The following is a 14,902-nucleotide window of genomic DNA, read 5'->3' on the forward strand; positions in this document are numbered from 1 at the left end:
CATGGCTAGGGTGGCGCCCGTGCGTATCGCGACCTGGAACGTCAACTCCATCCGCTCCCGCGTCGACCGCGTCGAGGCCTGGCTGCAGCGCAGCGATGTCGACGTGCTCGCCATCCAGGAGACGAAGGCGAAGGAGGAGCAGTTCCCCTTCGACCGCTTCCGCGACCTCGGCTACGAGGTGGCCCACCACGGCATCAACCAGTGGAACGGCGTGGCGATCCTCTCCCGGGTCGGGCTCGAGGACGTGGCGATCGGCTTCGACGGCGACCCCGGCTTCGGCGATCCGGTGGCCCCCGAGGCACGCTCGATCGGCGCGACCTGTGGCGGCGTGCGGGTCTGGTCCCTCTACGTGCCCAACGGCCGCACCCTCGACGACCCGCACATGGCCTACAAGCTCGAGTGGCTGGCCCGGCTGCGTGACCGCGCCGTCGAGTGGGCCGCCGACGGCACCCCCGTCGCCCTCTGCGGCGACTGGAACGTCGCGCCCCAGGACGAGGACGTGTGGTCGATGGAGTACTTCGCCGACAAGACCCACGTCTCCCCGCCGGAGCGGGCCGCCTTCCACGCCTTCCTCGACGCGGGCTTCACCGACGTCGTGCGCCCGCACGCCCCCGGCCCCGGCACCTACACCTACTGGGACTACCAGCAGCTCGCCTTCCCCAAGCGCCGCGGCATGCGCATCGACTTCGTCCTCGGGTCGGCGTCCTTCGCCGAGCGGGTGAGCGGCGCGGCGATCGACCGCGAGGAGCGCAAGGGCAAGGGCGCGAGCGACCACGCGCCGGTCATCGTCGGTCTCGACGGTGACGACGGCGCGGCCGTGGACAAGCCGGTCGAAGGGGGCCCCGCCCGGTGAGTGCCGACCCGCGCCTGAGCACGGTCCTCGCCCCGGACGGAGCCCGCATCGCGGTCCGTGAGCACGCGGCTCCTGCCGGCACCGCCGAGGGCCCGACCCTCGTCCTCGCCCACGGCTGGTGCCTCGCCGCCGAGACCTGGGACCGGGTCGTCGCGGAGCTGCAGGCCCGGCGCCCGCACCTGCGGGTCATCACCTACGACCAACCCGGGCACGGGCTCTCCACGCCCGGCCACGACCGGCAGGTCAGCCTGCTCGACCTCGGCGCCACCCTGCGCGAGGTCATCGCCGAGACGGCTCCCGAGGGTGATGTCGTCCTCGGAGGTCACTCGATGGGCGGCATGACCGTCATGGCGCTCGCACAGGTCGCGCCCGAGCTCTTCGCCGAGCGGGTGCGCGGCGCCGCGCTCGTCGGCACGGCCTCGTGGCTCGGCACTCGGCGCCCGATCCCCGGCGAGGGCATCGCCATGGCCGTGCTCGGCCGTCTCCCCGCGGGCACCCGCGGCCTGCCGACGACCCCGCGCCTCACCGCGGCCAACCTCTTCGGCACCGACCCCGACCCGCAGGCCGTGCGCGCGACCGGTCGGCTGACGAGCCGCACCCGGGCAAATGTCGTCGCCGACTGGCACCGCGCGATCGGTGAGCTCGACTTCCGCGACCACCTCGCCCCCTTCGCCGGGGTCCGCACGGTCGTGCTCACCGGCGCCCGCGACCGGCTGACGCCCGTCTCCGCAGGTCGGCGGCTGGCCGCGGGGATCCCCGGTGCCGACTTCTGGTCGGTGCCCCGGGTCGGCCACATGATCACCTACGAGGCGCCGCGGCTCGTCGCCGACAAGATCGAGCTACTCCTCGACGCCCCAGCTGCGAGCGATCGAGCCTGAGCCCTCGCGGCGCCGCACGCCCAGGCAGACCAGGGCGAGCAGCGCGCCGAGCGCGGCGGAGCCCGCTGCGCCGATGAAGACGGTGTGCACCTGCAGCAGCGCCGCGTCGAGCAGCGCCTGCGCGTCGGTCTGCTGCTCGCGCGGCAGGGCGTCGACCGCCTCGTAGTAGCGGTGCAGGCCGACCCCGGTGAGCAGGGCGAGGCCGACGACCATCCCCACCATCCGGCTGACGACGACGAGGCTGCTCGCCGTGCCGTGCGCGTGCTGCGGGGCGTCGGCGAGCGCGGCGTCGTTGACCGGCGCGAGCGCCATGCCCAGGCCGAAGCCGACGACCGCGAGCGTCACCGTCGCGGAGACCTGGGCGAGCGAGTCGTGCCCCCAGCCAGACATGACGAGCAGACCGACGGCGGCCAGGGCCAGCCCGACGCCGGCGGACAGGCCGTCGCCGACCCACCGCAGCACCCATCCGCCGACGAGCGCCCCGACGGGCACGGCGACGAGGAACTTCACCAGCTCCATCGCCGCGTCGGTCTGCGTCCCGTCGGTCGTCAGCCGGGAGAAGAGCGGGACGTCGACGACGACCGCGACGAGCGCGACGCCGACGAGCAGCGAGATCGCCAGTGCCCAGCCGGTGCGGCCGCGCACCGTGCCGCGCGGCACGAGCGGCGAGGGCGCGGTGCGGTGGCGCCAGACGTAGAGCAGCAGCGCGACGACGGCCACGGGCAGCAGGGCGTAGCCGAGCGGCCCGACGACCTCGCTCTCGGGATCGGCGGAGCTGAAGGTCAGCACGACGCAGCCCAGGGCGGTGCCGAGCAGGAGCGCGCCGGGCAGGTCGCTCTCGCGCAGCGGCGGCCACCAGCTGCGCACCGTGAGCACCCCGACGAGCAGCGCGAGCGCGAGGGTCACGAGCCCGATGGGCGTGGCCAGCCGGCTGTCCCCGGCGAAGGGGACGAAGGGCAGCCCGAGGTAGACGTCGGTCGCCAGCGCCCGCGGCGCGGCGAGGGTGAGCCAGAGCAGGCCGACCGTGACGACCCCCAGCCCCGTGGTCACCAGCCGAGGACGAAGGGGGCGAGTCTCCCCCTTCGCGCTGCGGGTCACAGCCGCGATGGCCACCCACAGCAGCACGCCGAGCACGACGTTGAGCCAGAAGATCGCCCGCCAGTCGGCGACGAGCAGGACCGCCGCGCCGAGGAGCGGGCCGAGCACCGAGCCGAGCTCCTGGACCGCGCCGACGACACCGAGCGGCATCCCCCTTCGTCCCGGCGGCCACAGGTCGGCGACGAGGGCGAGCGTGGCGGGCACGAGCCCGCCGCCGCCGACGCCCTGGACGATGCGGCCGGCGACGAGGATGTCGAGGTCGACGGCCAGGGCGGTGATGCCCGAGCCGACGACGAAGACGACGAGGCAGCCGAGGAGGATGCGCGACCGGGAGACGAGGTCGGCGAGTCGGCCGATGAGCGGCAGGACCGCGATGTAGCCGAGCAGGAAGCCGGAGATGATCGGCGCTGCACGCTGGAGGTTGTCCAGGCCCAGGCCGACGCCGCTCATCATGTCGGTGAGCGCGAGCACGACGACATAGGTGTCGGCCGCGGCGAGCGCGACCGCGGTGGAGGCGAGGGCGAGCAGGACCCGCGGGTTGGTGCGGGCGGCGGTGGTGACGGGCGTCGTCACGTCAGGAGGAGGGCTTGGTGATCTCGACGTCCTTGCCGTAGTCCGAGAGCTCGAGCGTGTAGGTCGTCTCCGACTCCTTGTAGAAGTCACCGGTGATCTCGACCTGCCGCAGCTCGCCGCTGTCGGGCTCGATGCCGTAGGTGACGTCGAAGTCCTCGCCCCCCTCGGCGAGCCCGAAGAGCCGTTCGATGTCGGCCTTGGGCACGGTGCCGGTGTACTCCTGCAGCACGGTGTCACCGTCGCGGGTCTTCTCGCCCGCCTTGGCGCCCTCGGTGTGCTCGAGGATCTGGTCGACACCGCTGCCGGTGCGGAAGAACTCGGCGGGGTTGGGGGCGCCGAGGTCCTTCATGTCCACGGGGTTGAAGTCCTTGGTGAAGAAGGACATCCACGTCTTGTCGTCGATGGCGATGATCTCGACGCCCGCGGAGGCGCCGTCGATGACGCCGGTGACCTGGCCCTGGAACTTCGGGGTCGTCGTGTCGACGATGCCCGAGCCGTTGGCCGCCGAGACGCCGTTGCGCCCCTTGGGGATCGCCGAGGACTTCAGGTCGAAGGCCACCGTCCCCGAGTCGACAAAGGTCGTGCGGGCCGCGTCGAGGGCTTCCTTGGGCGGGGTCGCCTCCTCGAAGGCCGAGCACCCCGCGGTCAGGGTGAGCACGAGGGGCACGGCGGCAAGGAGGGAGCGTCGTCGCATGGCCGCCAACCTAACCGCTGGGTGGCCGTCGATCGAGCATCAGGAGGGATGGGTCACGTGGACGAGAGGCGTCCGTCAGTCGCGTTCGTTGTTCATGTAGGCGATCCACGCGAGGACTGCCCCGAGGAGCAGGCCACAGCCGGCGATCGTGGTCCACGGCCCGGCCCCGAGAGCAACGGCGATCACATAGCTGGCGACGACGCCGACCACGGTGACCGCCCACGCCGTGAGCGCCTTCTGCCGCATGACGATGCCGGACACATAGTCGCGCCACGGCATCTGTCGTCGCCGCTCCAGGCGCTGCCAGACCACCAGCGCAGCGAGCGCGATGAGGACCAGCAGCACCGCGCTCGTCACCCGGGGACCCAGTCCGGCAAGGCGGAAGAGCAGGGCGGCCGCGACCGTCAGCCCCCAGTGCGCACGACTGATGTCGTCGGTGAGCAGCTCGTCGAGGTCGTCTCGGTGACGGACGTCCATGAGTGGCAGGGGCACGGGAGCAGACTACGCAGCGCCGGCCCCCCAGAGCCGGCTCGTCGCCACCCGGAGCGCGGGCAGGGAGGCCGCCCGCAGCACCTGACCGCGCAGGTGGCGACGACGGGCGAAGGCGCGGGGCGCTCCCTTCGTCCCGTGGCGGTGGACCGCGTCGGCCAGCGCCACGGCGTCAGCGAGCGCCTCGTTGGCCCCGCGCCCGAGGTTGGGGCCCATGGCGTGGGCCGCGTCGCCGATGACGACGAGGGCGTCGTCGACCGGGGTCCGCAGCGGCGGGGCGAGCAGGACGCGCTGGGCGTCGGCTGCGTCACCGACGGCCGCGAGGACCTCGCCGACACGCCTGTCCCAGTTGGCGAGACGACCGCGGACCAGGGCGACGGCGTCGTCGCGATCGACCTTGACGCCCCGGTGGTCGCCGCGCACGGCGGCGAACCACGCTGCGCCCTGCGGGCCGGGCGTCACCCCGAAGAGCCCGCCGCGCCCCCACCACTCGGTGGCGGTCGTGACGGGTGGGCCCGGCAGGTGACCGCGCAGCGCGATCCAGTCGGTGACGACGGGCGCCGACCCGGCCCACGTGTGCTGGCGCACGGCCGAGCGCACGCCGTCGGCGCCGACGACGAGGTCGGCACCGGTGCTGCTGGCCAGGGCCCGAGGGTCGGTGACCAGCTCGGTGAGCCGGGTGACCGAAGGGGGGATCGCCGCCTCGAGCGCCACCACGAGATCCGGGCGTGGGACGAACCACAGACGCGGCGCACCGTGCCCGGCCGACCGCAGCTCGTGGATCGGCCGGCCGTCGGAGCGGCGCAGGGCGCCCCGGGTGACCGGCAGGGAGGTCCGGCGGGTCGACTCGCCGACACCGATCGCGTCGAGGGCATCGCGGCCCCCGCGCCACAGGGCGAGGACGGTGCCGGCGCCGGCCCGCTCGGGCCGTTCCTCGACGAGGGTCACGTGGACCCGGCGGGGGTCGAGGGCGGCGGCGAGGGCCAGACCGGCGATGCCGCCACCGACGACGAGGACGTGTTCGCGAGCTCGCACGCCCCCAGCCTGCCAGCCGGGCAGCGTCCCCTGCCGACAACCCTGCACAACCCTAGGGTCTTGCAGGGTTGTGCAGGGTTGCCTTCCCGCAACTGTGCAAGACCCCAGGGTTTTGCACAGTTGCGGGGGCCGGTTCAGCGAAGGGAGAGTCCGCCGCCCTCCTCGTCGCGGTCGACGACGACGGTCGAGCCGTCGCGCACGTCGCCGGCGAGCAGGGCGGTGGCCAGCCGGTCACCGATCTCGCGCTGCACCAGGCGGCGCAGCGGGCGGGCACCGTAGGCCGGGTCGTAGCCGCTCTCGGCGAGCCACTCGCGGGCGGCCGGGGTGACCTCGAGGTCGATCCGCCGGTCGGCGAGGCGGCCGGCGAGCTCGTGCACCTGCAGCTCGACGATGTGGCCGAGCTCGTCACGGCTCAGCGCATCGAAGATGACGACCTCGTCGAGCCGGTTGAGGAACTCCGGCTTGAAGGCCTGCCGCACGACGCCCATGACCGACTCGCGCCGGGCCTCCCCTTCGAGCAGCGGGTCCGTGAGGAACTGGCTGCCGAGGTTGGAGGTCATCACGAGGATGACGTTGCGGAAGTCGACCGTGCGGCCCTGCCCGTCCGTCAGGCGCCCGTCGTCGAGCACCTGCAGGAGGATGTCGAAGGTCTCCGGGTGCGCCTTCTCCACCTCGTCGAGCAGCACGACGGAGTAGGGACGCCGGCGCACCGCCTCGGTGAGCTGGCCACCCTCCTCGTAGCCGACATAGCCGGGAGGCGCACCGATGAGACGCGCGACCGCGTGCCGCTCGGCGTACTCCGACATGTCGATGCGCACCATCGCGCGCTCGTCGTCGAAGAGGAAGTCGGCCAGCGACTTCGCCAGCTCGGTCTTGCCGACACCCGTCGGGCCGAGGAAGAGGAAGGACCCGGTCGGCCGGTCAGGGTCGGCGATGCCGGCCCGCGAGCGTCGCACCGCGTCGGAGACGGCGCGCACGGCGTCGGTCTGGCCGATGAGCCGCGAGCCGATGATCGACTCCATGCTCAGCAGCTTTTCGCTCTCGCCCTGCAGCAGCCGGCCGGCGGGGATGCCGGTCCAGGCCGAGATGACCTCGGCGATGTCGTCGCTGCCGACGCGGTCCTTGACCATCGGCGAGCCCTCGCTCGACTCGACCTCGGACTCCTGCGCCTGGGCAGCGGCCAGCTCCTGCTCGGCGGCGGGGATGTCGCCGTAGAGCAACTTGGACGCGCCCTCGTAGTCGCCCTCGCGCTGCAGCCGGTCGGCCTGCGTGCGCAGCTCGTCGACGCGCGCCTTGAGGTCACCGACCCGGTTGAGGCCGGACTTCTCCGCCTCCCACCGCGCGGTGAGCGCGGCGAGCTCCTCGGACTTGTCGGCGAGGTCGGCGCGCAGCCGCTCGAGCCGGTCGACGGAGGCTGCGTCCGACTCCTTGGCCAGGTGCAGCTCCTCCATCTTCAGCCGGTCGACGGCACGGCGCAGCTCGTCGATCTCGACCGGGCTGGAGTCGATCTCCATGCGCAGTCGCGACGCTGCCTCGTCGACGAGGTCGATCGCCTTGTCGGGCAACTGCCGGCCGGTGATGTAGCGGTCGGACAGCGAGGCCGCCGCGACGAGCGCGGTGTCCTCGATCTCGACCTTGTGGTGCGCCTCGTAGCGCTCCTTGAGGCCGCGCAGGATCGCGATCGTGTCCTCGACGCTCGGCTCACCGACGAAGACCTGCTGGAAGCGGCGCTCGAGCGCCGGGTCCTTCTCGATGTGCTCGCGGAACTCGTCGAGCGTCGTCGCACCCACGAGCCGCAGCTCGCCACGGGCGAGCATCGGCTTGAGCATGTTGCCCGCGTCCATGGCGCCCTCGCCGGACGCGCCGGCACCGACGACCGTGTGGAGCTCGTCGATGAAGGTGACGACCTCCCCTTCGCTCGCCTTGATCTCCTCGAGCACCGCCTTGAGCCGCTCCTCGAACTCGCCGCGGTACTTCGCGCCGGCGACCATCGCGCCGAGGTCGAGGCTCACGAGCCGCTTGTCGCGCAGCGACTCGGGCACGTCGCCGTCGACGATGCGCTGGGCCAGCCCCTCGACGACGGCGGTCTTGCCGACGCCGGGCTCGCCGATGAGGACGGGGTTGTTCTTCGTGCGGCGGGAGAGCACCTGGACGACCCGACGGATCTCGGCGTCGCGGCCGATGACCGGGTCGAGCTTGCCGTCGCGCGCCGCCTGGGTGAGGTCGGTGCCGTACTGCGCCAGCGACTCGCCGCCGTCGGCGGGCGTCTCGGAGGTGACCCGGCGGCCGCCGCGCAGCTCGTCGATCTTCGTCTCCATGTCACGGGCGCCGCGCTTCTCGACGGCCGCGAGGTGGCCGGTCTCGGCGAGGGCGAGCAGGAGCAGGTCGAGGGCGAGGTGGGTGTCCCCCTTCGCCCGCATGAGGGTGTCGCCCTGCTGGAGCACGGCGAGCAGGCTGCGTCCGAGCGAAGGGGAGCTCGCCGCACCACTCGTGGTCGGCAGCGCCCGAACGGCCGCGTCGGCCTGCGCGAGGACGTGGCCCGCGCCGGTCCCGGCGGCCTGCAGGAGGGTGTCGCACTGCGGGGTGTCGAGCTGCACGAGGGCGCTCACGAGGTGGTCGGGCGTGACCTCGGGGTGCCCCTCGGTCTGGGCCGAACGCTGGGCCAGGGCGAGCGCCTCGGCCACCTTGGTGGTGGGCTGGAAGTCCATGGGTCTCCTCTACTGCTGGCGGGTGGTCTCTGCTCTGACCAACCTCCCCAGAGTTGAGTCTATTCCGCTCAACTCTGTCGCCGCGCAATTCTATCGCCCCACCCGCTCCCGCCTCCGGACGAAGGGGGACGGCCGTGCCCCACCCCGCTCCCGGCGAGGAGGGTCGGCGCGCTGCCGAAGTCCTTCGTTGTCGTGTGGCCGAGTTGTCGTTCTCGACTTCGGCTTGACGCCACGCCAACCCTCCTCACCGTCCGCTGACCCGGTTGGCGCCACGGCGACGCCCGGGAGCCGCAGGCCGAAGGGGGATGGCTGCGCACATCAAGCCGAAGTCAGGCACGACAACGCGACGCGCCCACGAGTCGAAGGACTTCGGCGGGCGCAGCCGTCCCCCTTCGTCCGGAGGCGCCTGCAGCCGACCGGTCCGCAAAGCCTTGACATCGAGAGAGTGCATTGCCGTTGGGCAATGCAGAGTCTCGGGGTCAGCAGGTGGCGGTGATGTCGCTGAGCTCGTCGCCGTTGGTCGTCGAGGTGGACGAGGGCTCGGTCGTCGAGGTCGACGGGGTGCTCGAGGGCGTGGTCGAGGTCTTCGTCTTGGGCGCCGGGGGCGGCGGGTTGATCGCGTCCTGGACCATCTCGTGGATCTCGACGTAGTCGGGGTTGTTGACGTCGATGTTCTTGTTGGTCAGGGGCAGCGACTTGATCTTGCCGCCGTCCTGGATCCGCAGGACGAGCTCGGACCACGCCTTGAGGTCCTGCTGCGGGATGTCGACCTTGACGTTGTCCTCGAGCGTCTTCGCGAGCTTGGGGTAGCGCACGAGCATCGAGGTCGGGTTCACCTGGTTGAGCAGCGCGCCCACCATGCAGCGCTGGCGGCGCATCCGCGAGAAGTCACCGTCACTCGACTCGGCCCGGGAGCGCGAGTACCAGAGGGCGTGGTAGCCGTCGAGCTTCTGCACGCCCGGCTCGATGTAGCCGGTCGTGCCGACGACGACGCCGCCCTCGATCTTGCAGCCGATGCACACCCGCTCCTTGACGTCGATCGTCACGCCGCCCATCGCGTCGACGAGCTGGGTGAAGCCCTGCAGGTCGATGACGGTGGTGTAGTCGATGTCGAGGCCGAGGATCTGCGAGGCAGCATCCTTCGTGACGGTCAGGCCGGGGTTGTCGTCGCCGGGGAAGAGCTCGGCGTTGTCCCGACCGAGGGTCCAGACGTACTCCATGAGGCACTGGTCGCCGCAGTTGAACCCCTCGGGGTACTGCTCCGACAGCGGGTTGTCCTCGGAGAAGGGGATGTTCTGCAGGTTGCGCGGGATGCCGAAGAGCACGGTCTCGCCGGTCTGCGTGTCGACGCTCGCGACCATGACGGAGTCGGGGCGGATGCCGTCGCGGTCCTCGCCCGCGTCGGAGCCGACGAGCATGACGTTGACCCGGTCGGTGCCGGCCCACGGGTCGTCACCATCGCCCGGCGCGGCCGCGCCGGCGGGGCGCAGCTGGTCGAAGACCGAGCCGATGAGCGAGCGCTGGATGACGGCATAGCGCACCGACTGCGCGGCGGGGGCGAAGATCAGCAGGGCCGCGAGCGCGGCGAAGACGACCATCGCGACCTTCGGCCGGCCGTGGCTGCCCTCGGGCATGTTGTCGCGGGCGGTGGCGACGATGCCCCAGATCCACACGAGGGCGCCGACGAGGATGACCGGGATGAGGACCATCAGGGCGCTGCGGCTGACGCCGACGCTGATGACCGAGGAGGTCACCCCCTTCGCCAGACCCCACGCGCAGACGGCGAGGATCGTGAGGAAGAAGCCCGCGACCAGGGCGATGCCGGTGCGGCGCCGGGTGTGGATCAGACCCAGCCCCGGGATGATCGTGCTGGCGGCCGTCAGCGTGTAGAAGCGACGCGTCTGGCGGGCGTTGCGGCGCGAGGCCATGCCACGCTCGCCGAGGGCGCGGTGGCGCCCGACGGGCTCAGACCCAGATGCCACGGGGCAACCTCCGGTTGTCGGGGACCCGTGGACTCCGTGGGGCAGGACCGTCCGTGGGCAAGTTCGTCACCGTATCGTGACACAGGGCGGGCGCGTCGCCGAAAATCGTGCGGGATCCTTCTCCCTTCGCCCGGCGCCAGCGCGAAGGGGAGCCGGCAGGATCAGGCGCGCGGCTCCGGGTCGTACCAGCCGTCGTGGTCCTCGGCGAGCTTGGCGAAGCGCTCACGCAGCCCATTGGCGACCGCCCCGGACTCGTCGGCGACCATCTCCTCGGTCACGTGGACGGCCCACTCGTGGTCCTCGCTGTCGTCCTCACCGGCGAGGGCCTCACGCACGACGCGGACCTCGGTGAAGCCCTCGTCGCGCAGGTCCTCGGCGATGCGATCGGCGTCGTCACGGTCGGGGAAGACCATCAGGTGCTCGGACATGTCACCAGCCTGTCACGACCACAGGGGTGGACATCGGACGGCGCGCGTGGTGTCGTCGACGGCATGGCACAAGAGCAGAAGATCACTGTCCAGCGCACCATCGACGCGCCCGCCAAGGACGTCTTCGAGGTGCTCACCAACCCCGAACGGCACGCCGAGCTCGACGGCTCCGGCTTCGTCCGCTCGGACGAGAAGACCGATCGGATCCAGGCCGTCGGCGACGTCTTCACGATGAACATGTCCGGCGACCACATGGGCGGCGAGTACCAGACGGACAACCACGTCACCGCCTACGACACCCACAAGATGGTCGGCTGGAAGACCGCGCCCGCCGGCACCGAGCCGCCCGGGTGGGAGTGGCTGTGGGAGCTGGAGCCGCAGGGCTCGGACAGCACCATCGTCACCCACACCTACGACTGGAGCGGCGTCACCGACCAGGCCCTGCTGGACAAGGTCGGCTTCCCGCTCGTCAAGGAGTCGCAGCTCGAGGACTCGCTGGCGCGCCTCGCGGCCGCGGTGAGCTGACCCCCTTCCCCGGCGGCGGCGTCGGTGGGCATGATCACGACATGTCCGTCGACGTCGCCGCACTCCGCGCCCGCTTCCCCTCCCTTCGCTCCGGCATCGCCCACTTCGACGGGCCGGGCGGCACCCAGACACCCGCCGAGGTCGGCGAGGCGATCGCCGCGACGCTCACCGGACCGCTGTCCAACCGCGGCTCCTCCGTGGCGAGCGAGCGCAACGCCGAAGCGGCCATCGCCGCATTTCGCTCCGCGATGGCTGACCTGCTCGGGGCCTCACCCGACGGGATCGTCTACGGCCGCAGCGCCACCCAGCTCACCTACGACATCTCACGGGCGCTGGCGAAGGGGTGGGGGCCGGGTGACGAGGTCGTCGTCACCGAGCTCGACCACGACTGCAACGTGCGGCCGTGGGTGCAGGCCGCCGAGGCCGTCGGGGCGAGCGTGCGGTGGCTTCGGCTCGACCCCGCGACGGCCGAGCTGGACCTCACCGACCTCGACGAGATCGTCACCGAGCGCACGCGCCTCGTCGCGGTGACGGGTGCGTCCAACCTGCTCGGCACTCGTCCGCCGGTGGCCCGCATCGCGGAGCGGGCGCACGCGGTCGGGGCGCTCGTGCACGTCGACGGCGTGCACCTGACGGCGCACGCACACATCGACGTCGCGGCGCTCGGCGCCGACCTCTTCGTGTGCTCGCCGTACAAGTTCTTCGGCCCGCACTGCGCGGCGCTGGCGGCGGATCCAGCTCTCCTGCACGGCCTCCGGCCCGACAAGCTGCTGCCCTCGACCGATGCCGTGCCGGAGCGATTCGAGCTCGGGACGCTGCCCTACGAGATCATGGCGGGCGCCACCGCGGCGGTCGACGTCATCGCGTCACTGGCACCGCAGGGACCGTCACGCCGGGAGCGGCTCGCTGCCGCGCACGACCTCGTCCACGCGCACGAGACCCGGCTGCGCCAGCGGATCGAGGCGGCGCTCGCCGACCTCGGCGACCGGGTCGTGCTCCACTCGCGGGCCGCCGAGCGCACCCCGACGCTCTTCTTCACCCTGCCGGGTGGTGACGCCCGTGCCGTCGCCGCACAGCTCGCCGCGGCGGACGTGCTCGCGCCGGCCGGCACCTTCTACGCGCACGAGCCCTTCCGCGCGCTCGGCCTCGACGTCGACTCCGGGATCCGGGTCGGCGTCGCGCCGTACACCGATGACTCAGACGTCGACCGGCTGCTCACCGGGCTGGGCGAGGCGCTCGCCTGACCCGGGTCGCTCCCTTCGCCCGACCGCGACCCCGGCAGCGTTGGCACCACCCGGCGTCGTTGGTGTCACCTGGTTGCCCCTCTCCGGGAGACCAGGTGACATCAACGCCGACAGGCCGCCGGCTGCTCGCCGGTTGGAAGCGGCGCTGCGGCAAGGGGCTTCGAGACGGCCGCGGGCGGCCTCCTCAGCCAGCGTGGGCGCGCGGGTCGCGGCCGGTCAGGCCGATGACCCGGTCCTGACGCGAAGCGTCGGGGCCGACCTCGACGGCGGGGCCGCAGACGCCGGCGCCTCGGATGTGCTCGCCGAAGCCGGCGATCGCCTCCTCGACCTGGTCGAGCTCGCGGTCGGTCAGCTCGACGGGGACGCCCGCGGACGCACCGATGTCCCAGCGGTGGACGAGCAGGTCGAAGCCGTAGAAGCGGTCGAAGGCGGCGCCCACGGTCGTCGGGCCGAAGGGGGTCTCGTAGGGCCGCTCCGCGAGGGTGTCGTCGGCGAGCTGGCGGGCGACGCCCTCGGCGTGGGTGCGCCACGCGGTCGCGGGCCCGAGCGCGGCGACGGTCGGGGCCGGGTCGGGCAGGTCGGCGCCCGCCTTGAGCAGGAAGTCGCGCTGCGTGTCGATGAGGTGCTGCACGACGTCGAGGCCCGACCACCCCTCGCACGGGCTGGGGCCGGCGAGGGCCCGCGGGTCGGTGGCGTCGACGAGCCGCATGAGCGGGGTGTTCTTGCGGTCGAAGACCGAGGCGGCGTCCTGGGGAAGTGGCATGCGTTCACCCTCCCACCCCCGGGTGACAGCCGTCACCCCGCGGCGCCGTCGAGGGCGAGCCGGATGGCGACGACGGTGTCGAGAGCGGCGTTGACGCTCGCCCCGAGGTCCTCCGCGGGCCAGTGCTCGCCCTCGTGGCTGACGGCGGGCGCGTCGGCGTGACCGGCCCAGCCCCGACCGGCCCCTTCGTTGACCATCGGGGTCACCCACCAGGTGCCCTTCTTGATCCAGACGACCACGTGCGCCGCGCCGGCGGCGAGCAGGGCATTTTCGGTCTCGTAGCCCAGGGCGAGGGAGGCCGGCGTCGCCCCGGTGCCACCGAGCGGAGGGAGGTCCTCGAAGGTGATCGTGCCCCCGTGCTCCAGGCCGGCGAGGACGGCCTCGCCCACCTCGGCCGCGCTCCAGGCATCCTCGGGCAGGACCGTGGTCCATCCGTCCATGAAGAACCCTCGCTGCGGTACGAAGGAGACCGAGGCCACGACGAGCCCCGTCTGCGTGCGGAAGAGCCGGACTTCCTGCCTCACGGGTGCCACGCCCCTCGATGTCGACGACCTGGACAGCAGCACCCTGCCCGTGCGGCAAGCACGACGTCCATGGGGAGGGCTGCCCACGGCAGGCGACGTGAACCCCCTTCGTCCTCGTGGTGACGGCCGGTGGCGCGTCGGCGAACGCTCGGCCAACCCCCTTGCCCCCGAGTCCATCGACCGGGTGACATGACCACGACATGAGTGGGCTCTTCGTCGCGGTCGGCGACTCCTTCACCGAGGGCGTGGGCGACCCGCACGTCCACTACCCCAACCAGGTGCGGGGCTGGGCGGACCGGTTCGCCCGTCAGCTCGGCCGGGCCGACCCCGCGTGGCGCTATGCCAACCTCGCGATCCGCAGCAAGTTCCTCGACCAGGTCGTCGCCGACCAGCTCGACCTCGCGATCGCCATGCAGCCGACGCACATCTCCTTCGCTGCCGGGGGCAACGACCTGCTCTCGCTGCGTGCCGACGTCGACGGCATCGCGACCCGCTACGAGGCCGCGCTGCGGCGGCTCGTCGACACCGGCGCCGAGATCGTCGTCTTCACGACCTTCGTCCCGCAGGCCTCCGGCCTGCTCAAGCCGCTCGTGCGGCGGGTCGAGGCCTTCAACTCCGCGATCCGCGACCTCGCGGCGACGCACGACGCGACGCTCGTCGACCAGGCGAGGATGGGTGAGTACGACCAGCGGGCGCTGTGGGCCATGGACCGGATCCACATGTCGCGGCCGGGTCACAAGCGCATGGCGGCGGCCGTCGCGGAGCGGATCGGGGTGCGGCACACGCTCAAGCTGAGCAACTTCGTGCCCAACGAGCCCTCGGGCTGGCGCGCGGCGATCGAGGCGGAGGCGAGGTTCGTCCGTGGCGAGGTCGTTCCGCTCGTGCGCCGCCGCCTGCGCGGGGAGTACGAAGGGGACACCACGCGCCCCAAGTGGCCGGACCCGATCCACCCGGCCGATGGCCTGAAGCGGCTGGCCGCCGAGCAGGCCGCCGTCGAGCGGCGCCTGAAGGCGTGGGGCGAGGCGCTCGAGCAGGTCTGAAACCCGCGCCCAAACTCTGCACGACCCTAGGGTTTTGCAGAGTTAGGGGGCCGGAACTGCGCAAGACC

Annotated in this window: 14 protein-coding genes; 5 read left to right on the forward strand and 9 right to left on the reverse strand. The window is 72.4% G+C overall.

Annotated features, from left to right (window positions below; genetic code table 11):
- The first annotated feature begins 19 nt into the window (after window positions 1–19).
- Both NMQ01_RS14185 and NMQ01_RS14190 read left to right on the forward strand, forming a co-directional pair.
- Entirely contained in the window at window positions 20–853 is an 834-nt protein-coding gene (locus NMQ01_RS14185; RefSeq protein WP_255184547.1) for an exodeoxyribonuclease III, read from the forward strand.
- A complete protein-coding gene (locus tag NMQ01_RS14190; protein ID WP_255184548.1) occupies window positions 850–1,731 on the forward strand; it encodes an alpha/beta fold hydrolase in 882 nt (293 codons plus the stop codon). Before NMQ01_RS14185 ends, NMQ01_RS14190 begins: the two co-directional genes overlap by 4 nt.
- Here NMQ01_RS14190 and NMQ01_RS14195 read toward each other — a convergent pair.
- From NMQ01_RS14195 to NMQ01_RS14225, 7 genes are all read right to left on the reverse strand, one after another.
- A complete protein-coding gene (locus NMQ01_RS14195) occupies window positions 1,693–3,402 on the reverse strand; it encodes an MFS transporter (protein WP_255184549.1) in 1,710 nt (569 codons plus the stop codon). The genes NMQ01_RS14190 and NMQ01_RS14195 overlap by 39 nt on opposite strands.
- Before the next feature lies 1 nt (window position 3,403).
- A complete protein-coding gene (locus tag NMQ01_RS14200; RefSeq protein ID WP_255184550.1) occupies window positions 3,404–4,096 on the reverse strand; it encodes an LppX_LprAFG lipoprotein in 693 nt (230 codons plus the stop codon).
- Between the two features lie 75 nt (window positions 4,097–4,171).
- Window positions 4,172–4,588 carry a hypothetical protein gene (locus NMQ01_RS14205; protein ID WP_255184551.1) on the reverse strand — a complete coding sequence of 139 codons (417 nt, stop codon included), beginning with the start codon at window positions 4,586–4,588 and terminating at the stop codon, window positions 4,172–4,174.
- Window positions 4,589–4,597: 9 nt separating this feature from the next.
- On the reverse strand, window positions 4,598–5,620 hold the full coding sequence (locus tag NMQ01_RS14210) for an NAD(P)/FAD-dependent oxidoreductase (protein ID WP_255184552.1): 1,023 nt from the start codon (window positions 5,618–5,620) through the stop codon (window positions 4,598–4,600).
- A gap of 134 nt (window positions 5,621–5,754) precedes the next feature.
- Complete coding sequence (gene clpB, locus NMQ01_RS14215; protein WP_255184553.1) at window positions 5,755–8,328, reverse strand: ATP-dependent chaperone ClpB; 2,574 nt, start codon at window positions 8,326–8,328, stop codon at window positions 5,755–5,757.
- Between the two features lie 479 nt (window positions 8,329–8,807).
- Complete coding sequence (locus NMQ01_RS14220) at window positions 8,808–10,310, reverse strand: LCP family protein (protein WP_255184554.1); 1,503 nt, start codon at window positions 10,308–10,310, stop codon at window positions 8,808–8,810.
- A 161-nt stretch (window positions 10,311–10,471) separates the two neighbouring features.
- The gene (locus tag NMQ01_RS14225) at window positions 10,472–10,738 is read right to left on the reverse strand and encodes a ribonuclease E inhibitor RraB (RefSeq protein ID WP_255184555.1); all 267 of its coding nucleotides are present in this window, start codon (window positions 10,736–10,738) and stop codon (window positions 10,472–10,474) included.
- Window positions 10,739–10,801: 63 nt separating this feature from the next.
- On the opposite strand from NMQ01_RS14225, the gene NMQ01_RS14230 reads away from it, so the two are divergent.
- The gene (locus NMQ01_RS14230; RefSeq protein ID WP_255184556.1) at window positions 10,802–11,263 is read left to right on the forward strand and encodes an SRPBCC family protein; all 462 of its coding nucleotides are present in this window, start codon (window positions 10,802–10,804) and stop codon (window positions 11,261–11,263) included.
- 41 nt (window positions 11,264–11,304) lie between these two features.
- Window positions 11,305–12,507 (forward strand): cysteine desulfurase-like protein, encoded by a 1,203-nt coding sequence (locus NMQ01_RS14235; protein WP_255184557.1) that lies wholly within the window; start codon window positions 11,305–11,307, stop codon window positions 12,505–12,507.
- A gap of 184 nt (window positions 12,508–12,691) precedes the next feature.
- Here the strand turns inward: NMQ01_RS14235 and NMQ01_RS14240 are convergent, their stop codons facing one another.
- The gene (locus NMQ01_RS14240; RefSeq protein ID WP_255184558.1) at window positions 12,692–13,270 is read right to left on the reverse strand and encodes a maleylpyruvate isomerase family mycothiol-dependent enzyme; all 579 of its coding nucleotides are present in this window, start codon (window positions 13,268–13,270) and stop codon (window positions 12,692–12,694) included.
- 32 nt (window positions 13,271–13,302) lie between these two features.
- Window positions 13,303–13,794 carry a hypothetical protein gene (locus NMQ01_RS14245; protein ID WP_255184559.1) on the reverse strand — a complete coding sequence of 164 codons (492 nt, stop codon included), beginning with the start codon at window positions 13,792–13,794 and terminating at the stop codon, window positions 13,303–13,305.
- A gap of 200 nt (window positions 13,795–13,994) precedes the next feature.
- On the opposite strand from NMQ01_RS14245, the gene NMQ01_RS14250 reads away from it, so the two are divergent.
- Window positions 13,995–14,834, forward strand: a complete 840-nt coding sequence (locus NMQ01_RS14250) for an SGNH/GDSL hydrolase family protein (RefSeq protein ID WP_255184560.1) — start codon at window positions 13,995–13,997, stop codon at window positions 14,832–14,834.
- The last annotated feature ends 68 nt before the right edge of the window (window positions 14,835–14,902 follow it).

Source organism: Janibacter sp. CX7 (assembly GCF_024362365.1).
GTDB lineage: Bacteria > Actinomycetota > Actinomycetes > Actinomycetales > Dermatophilaceae > Janibacter.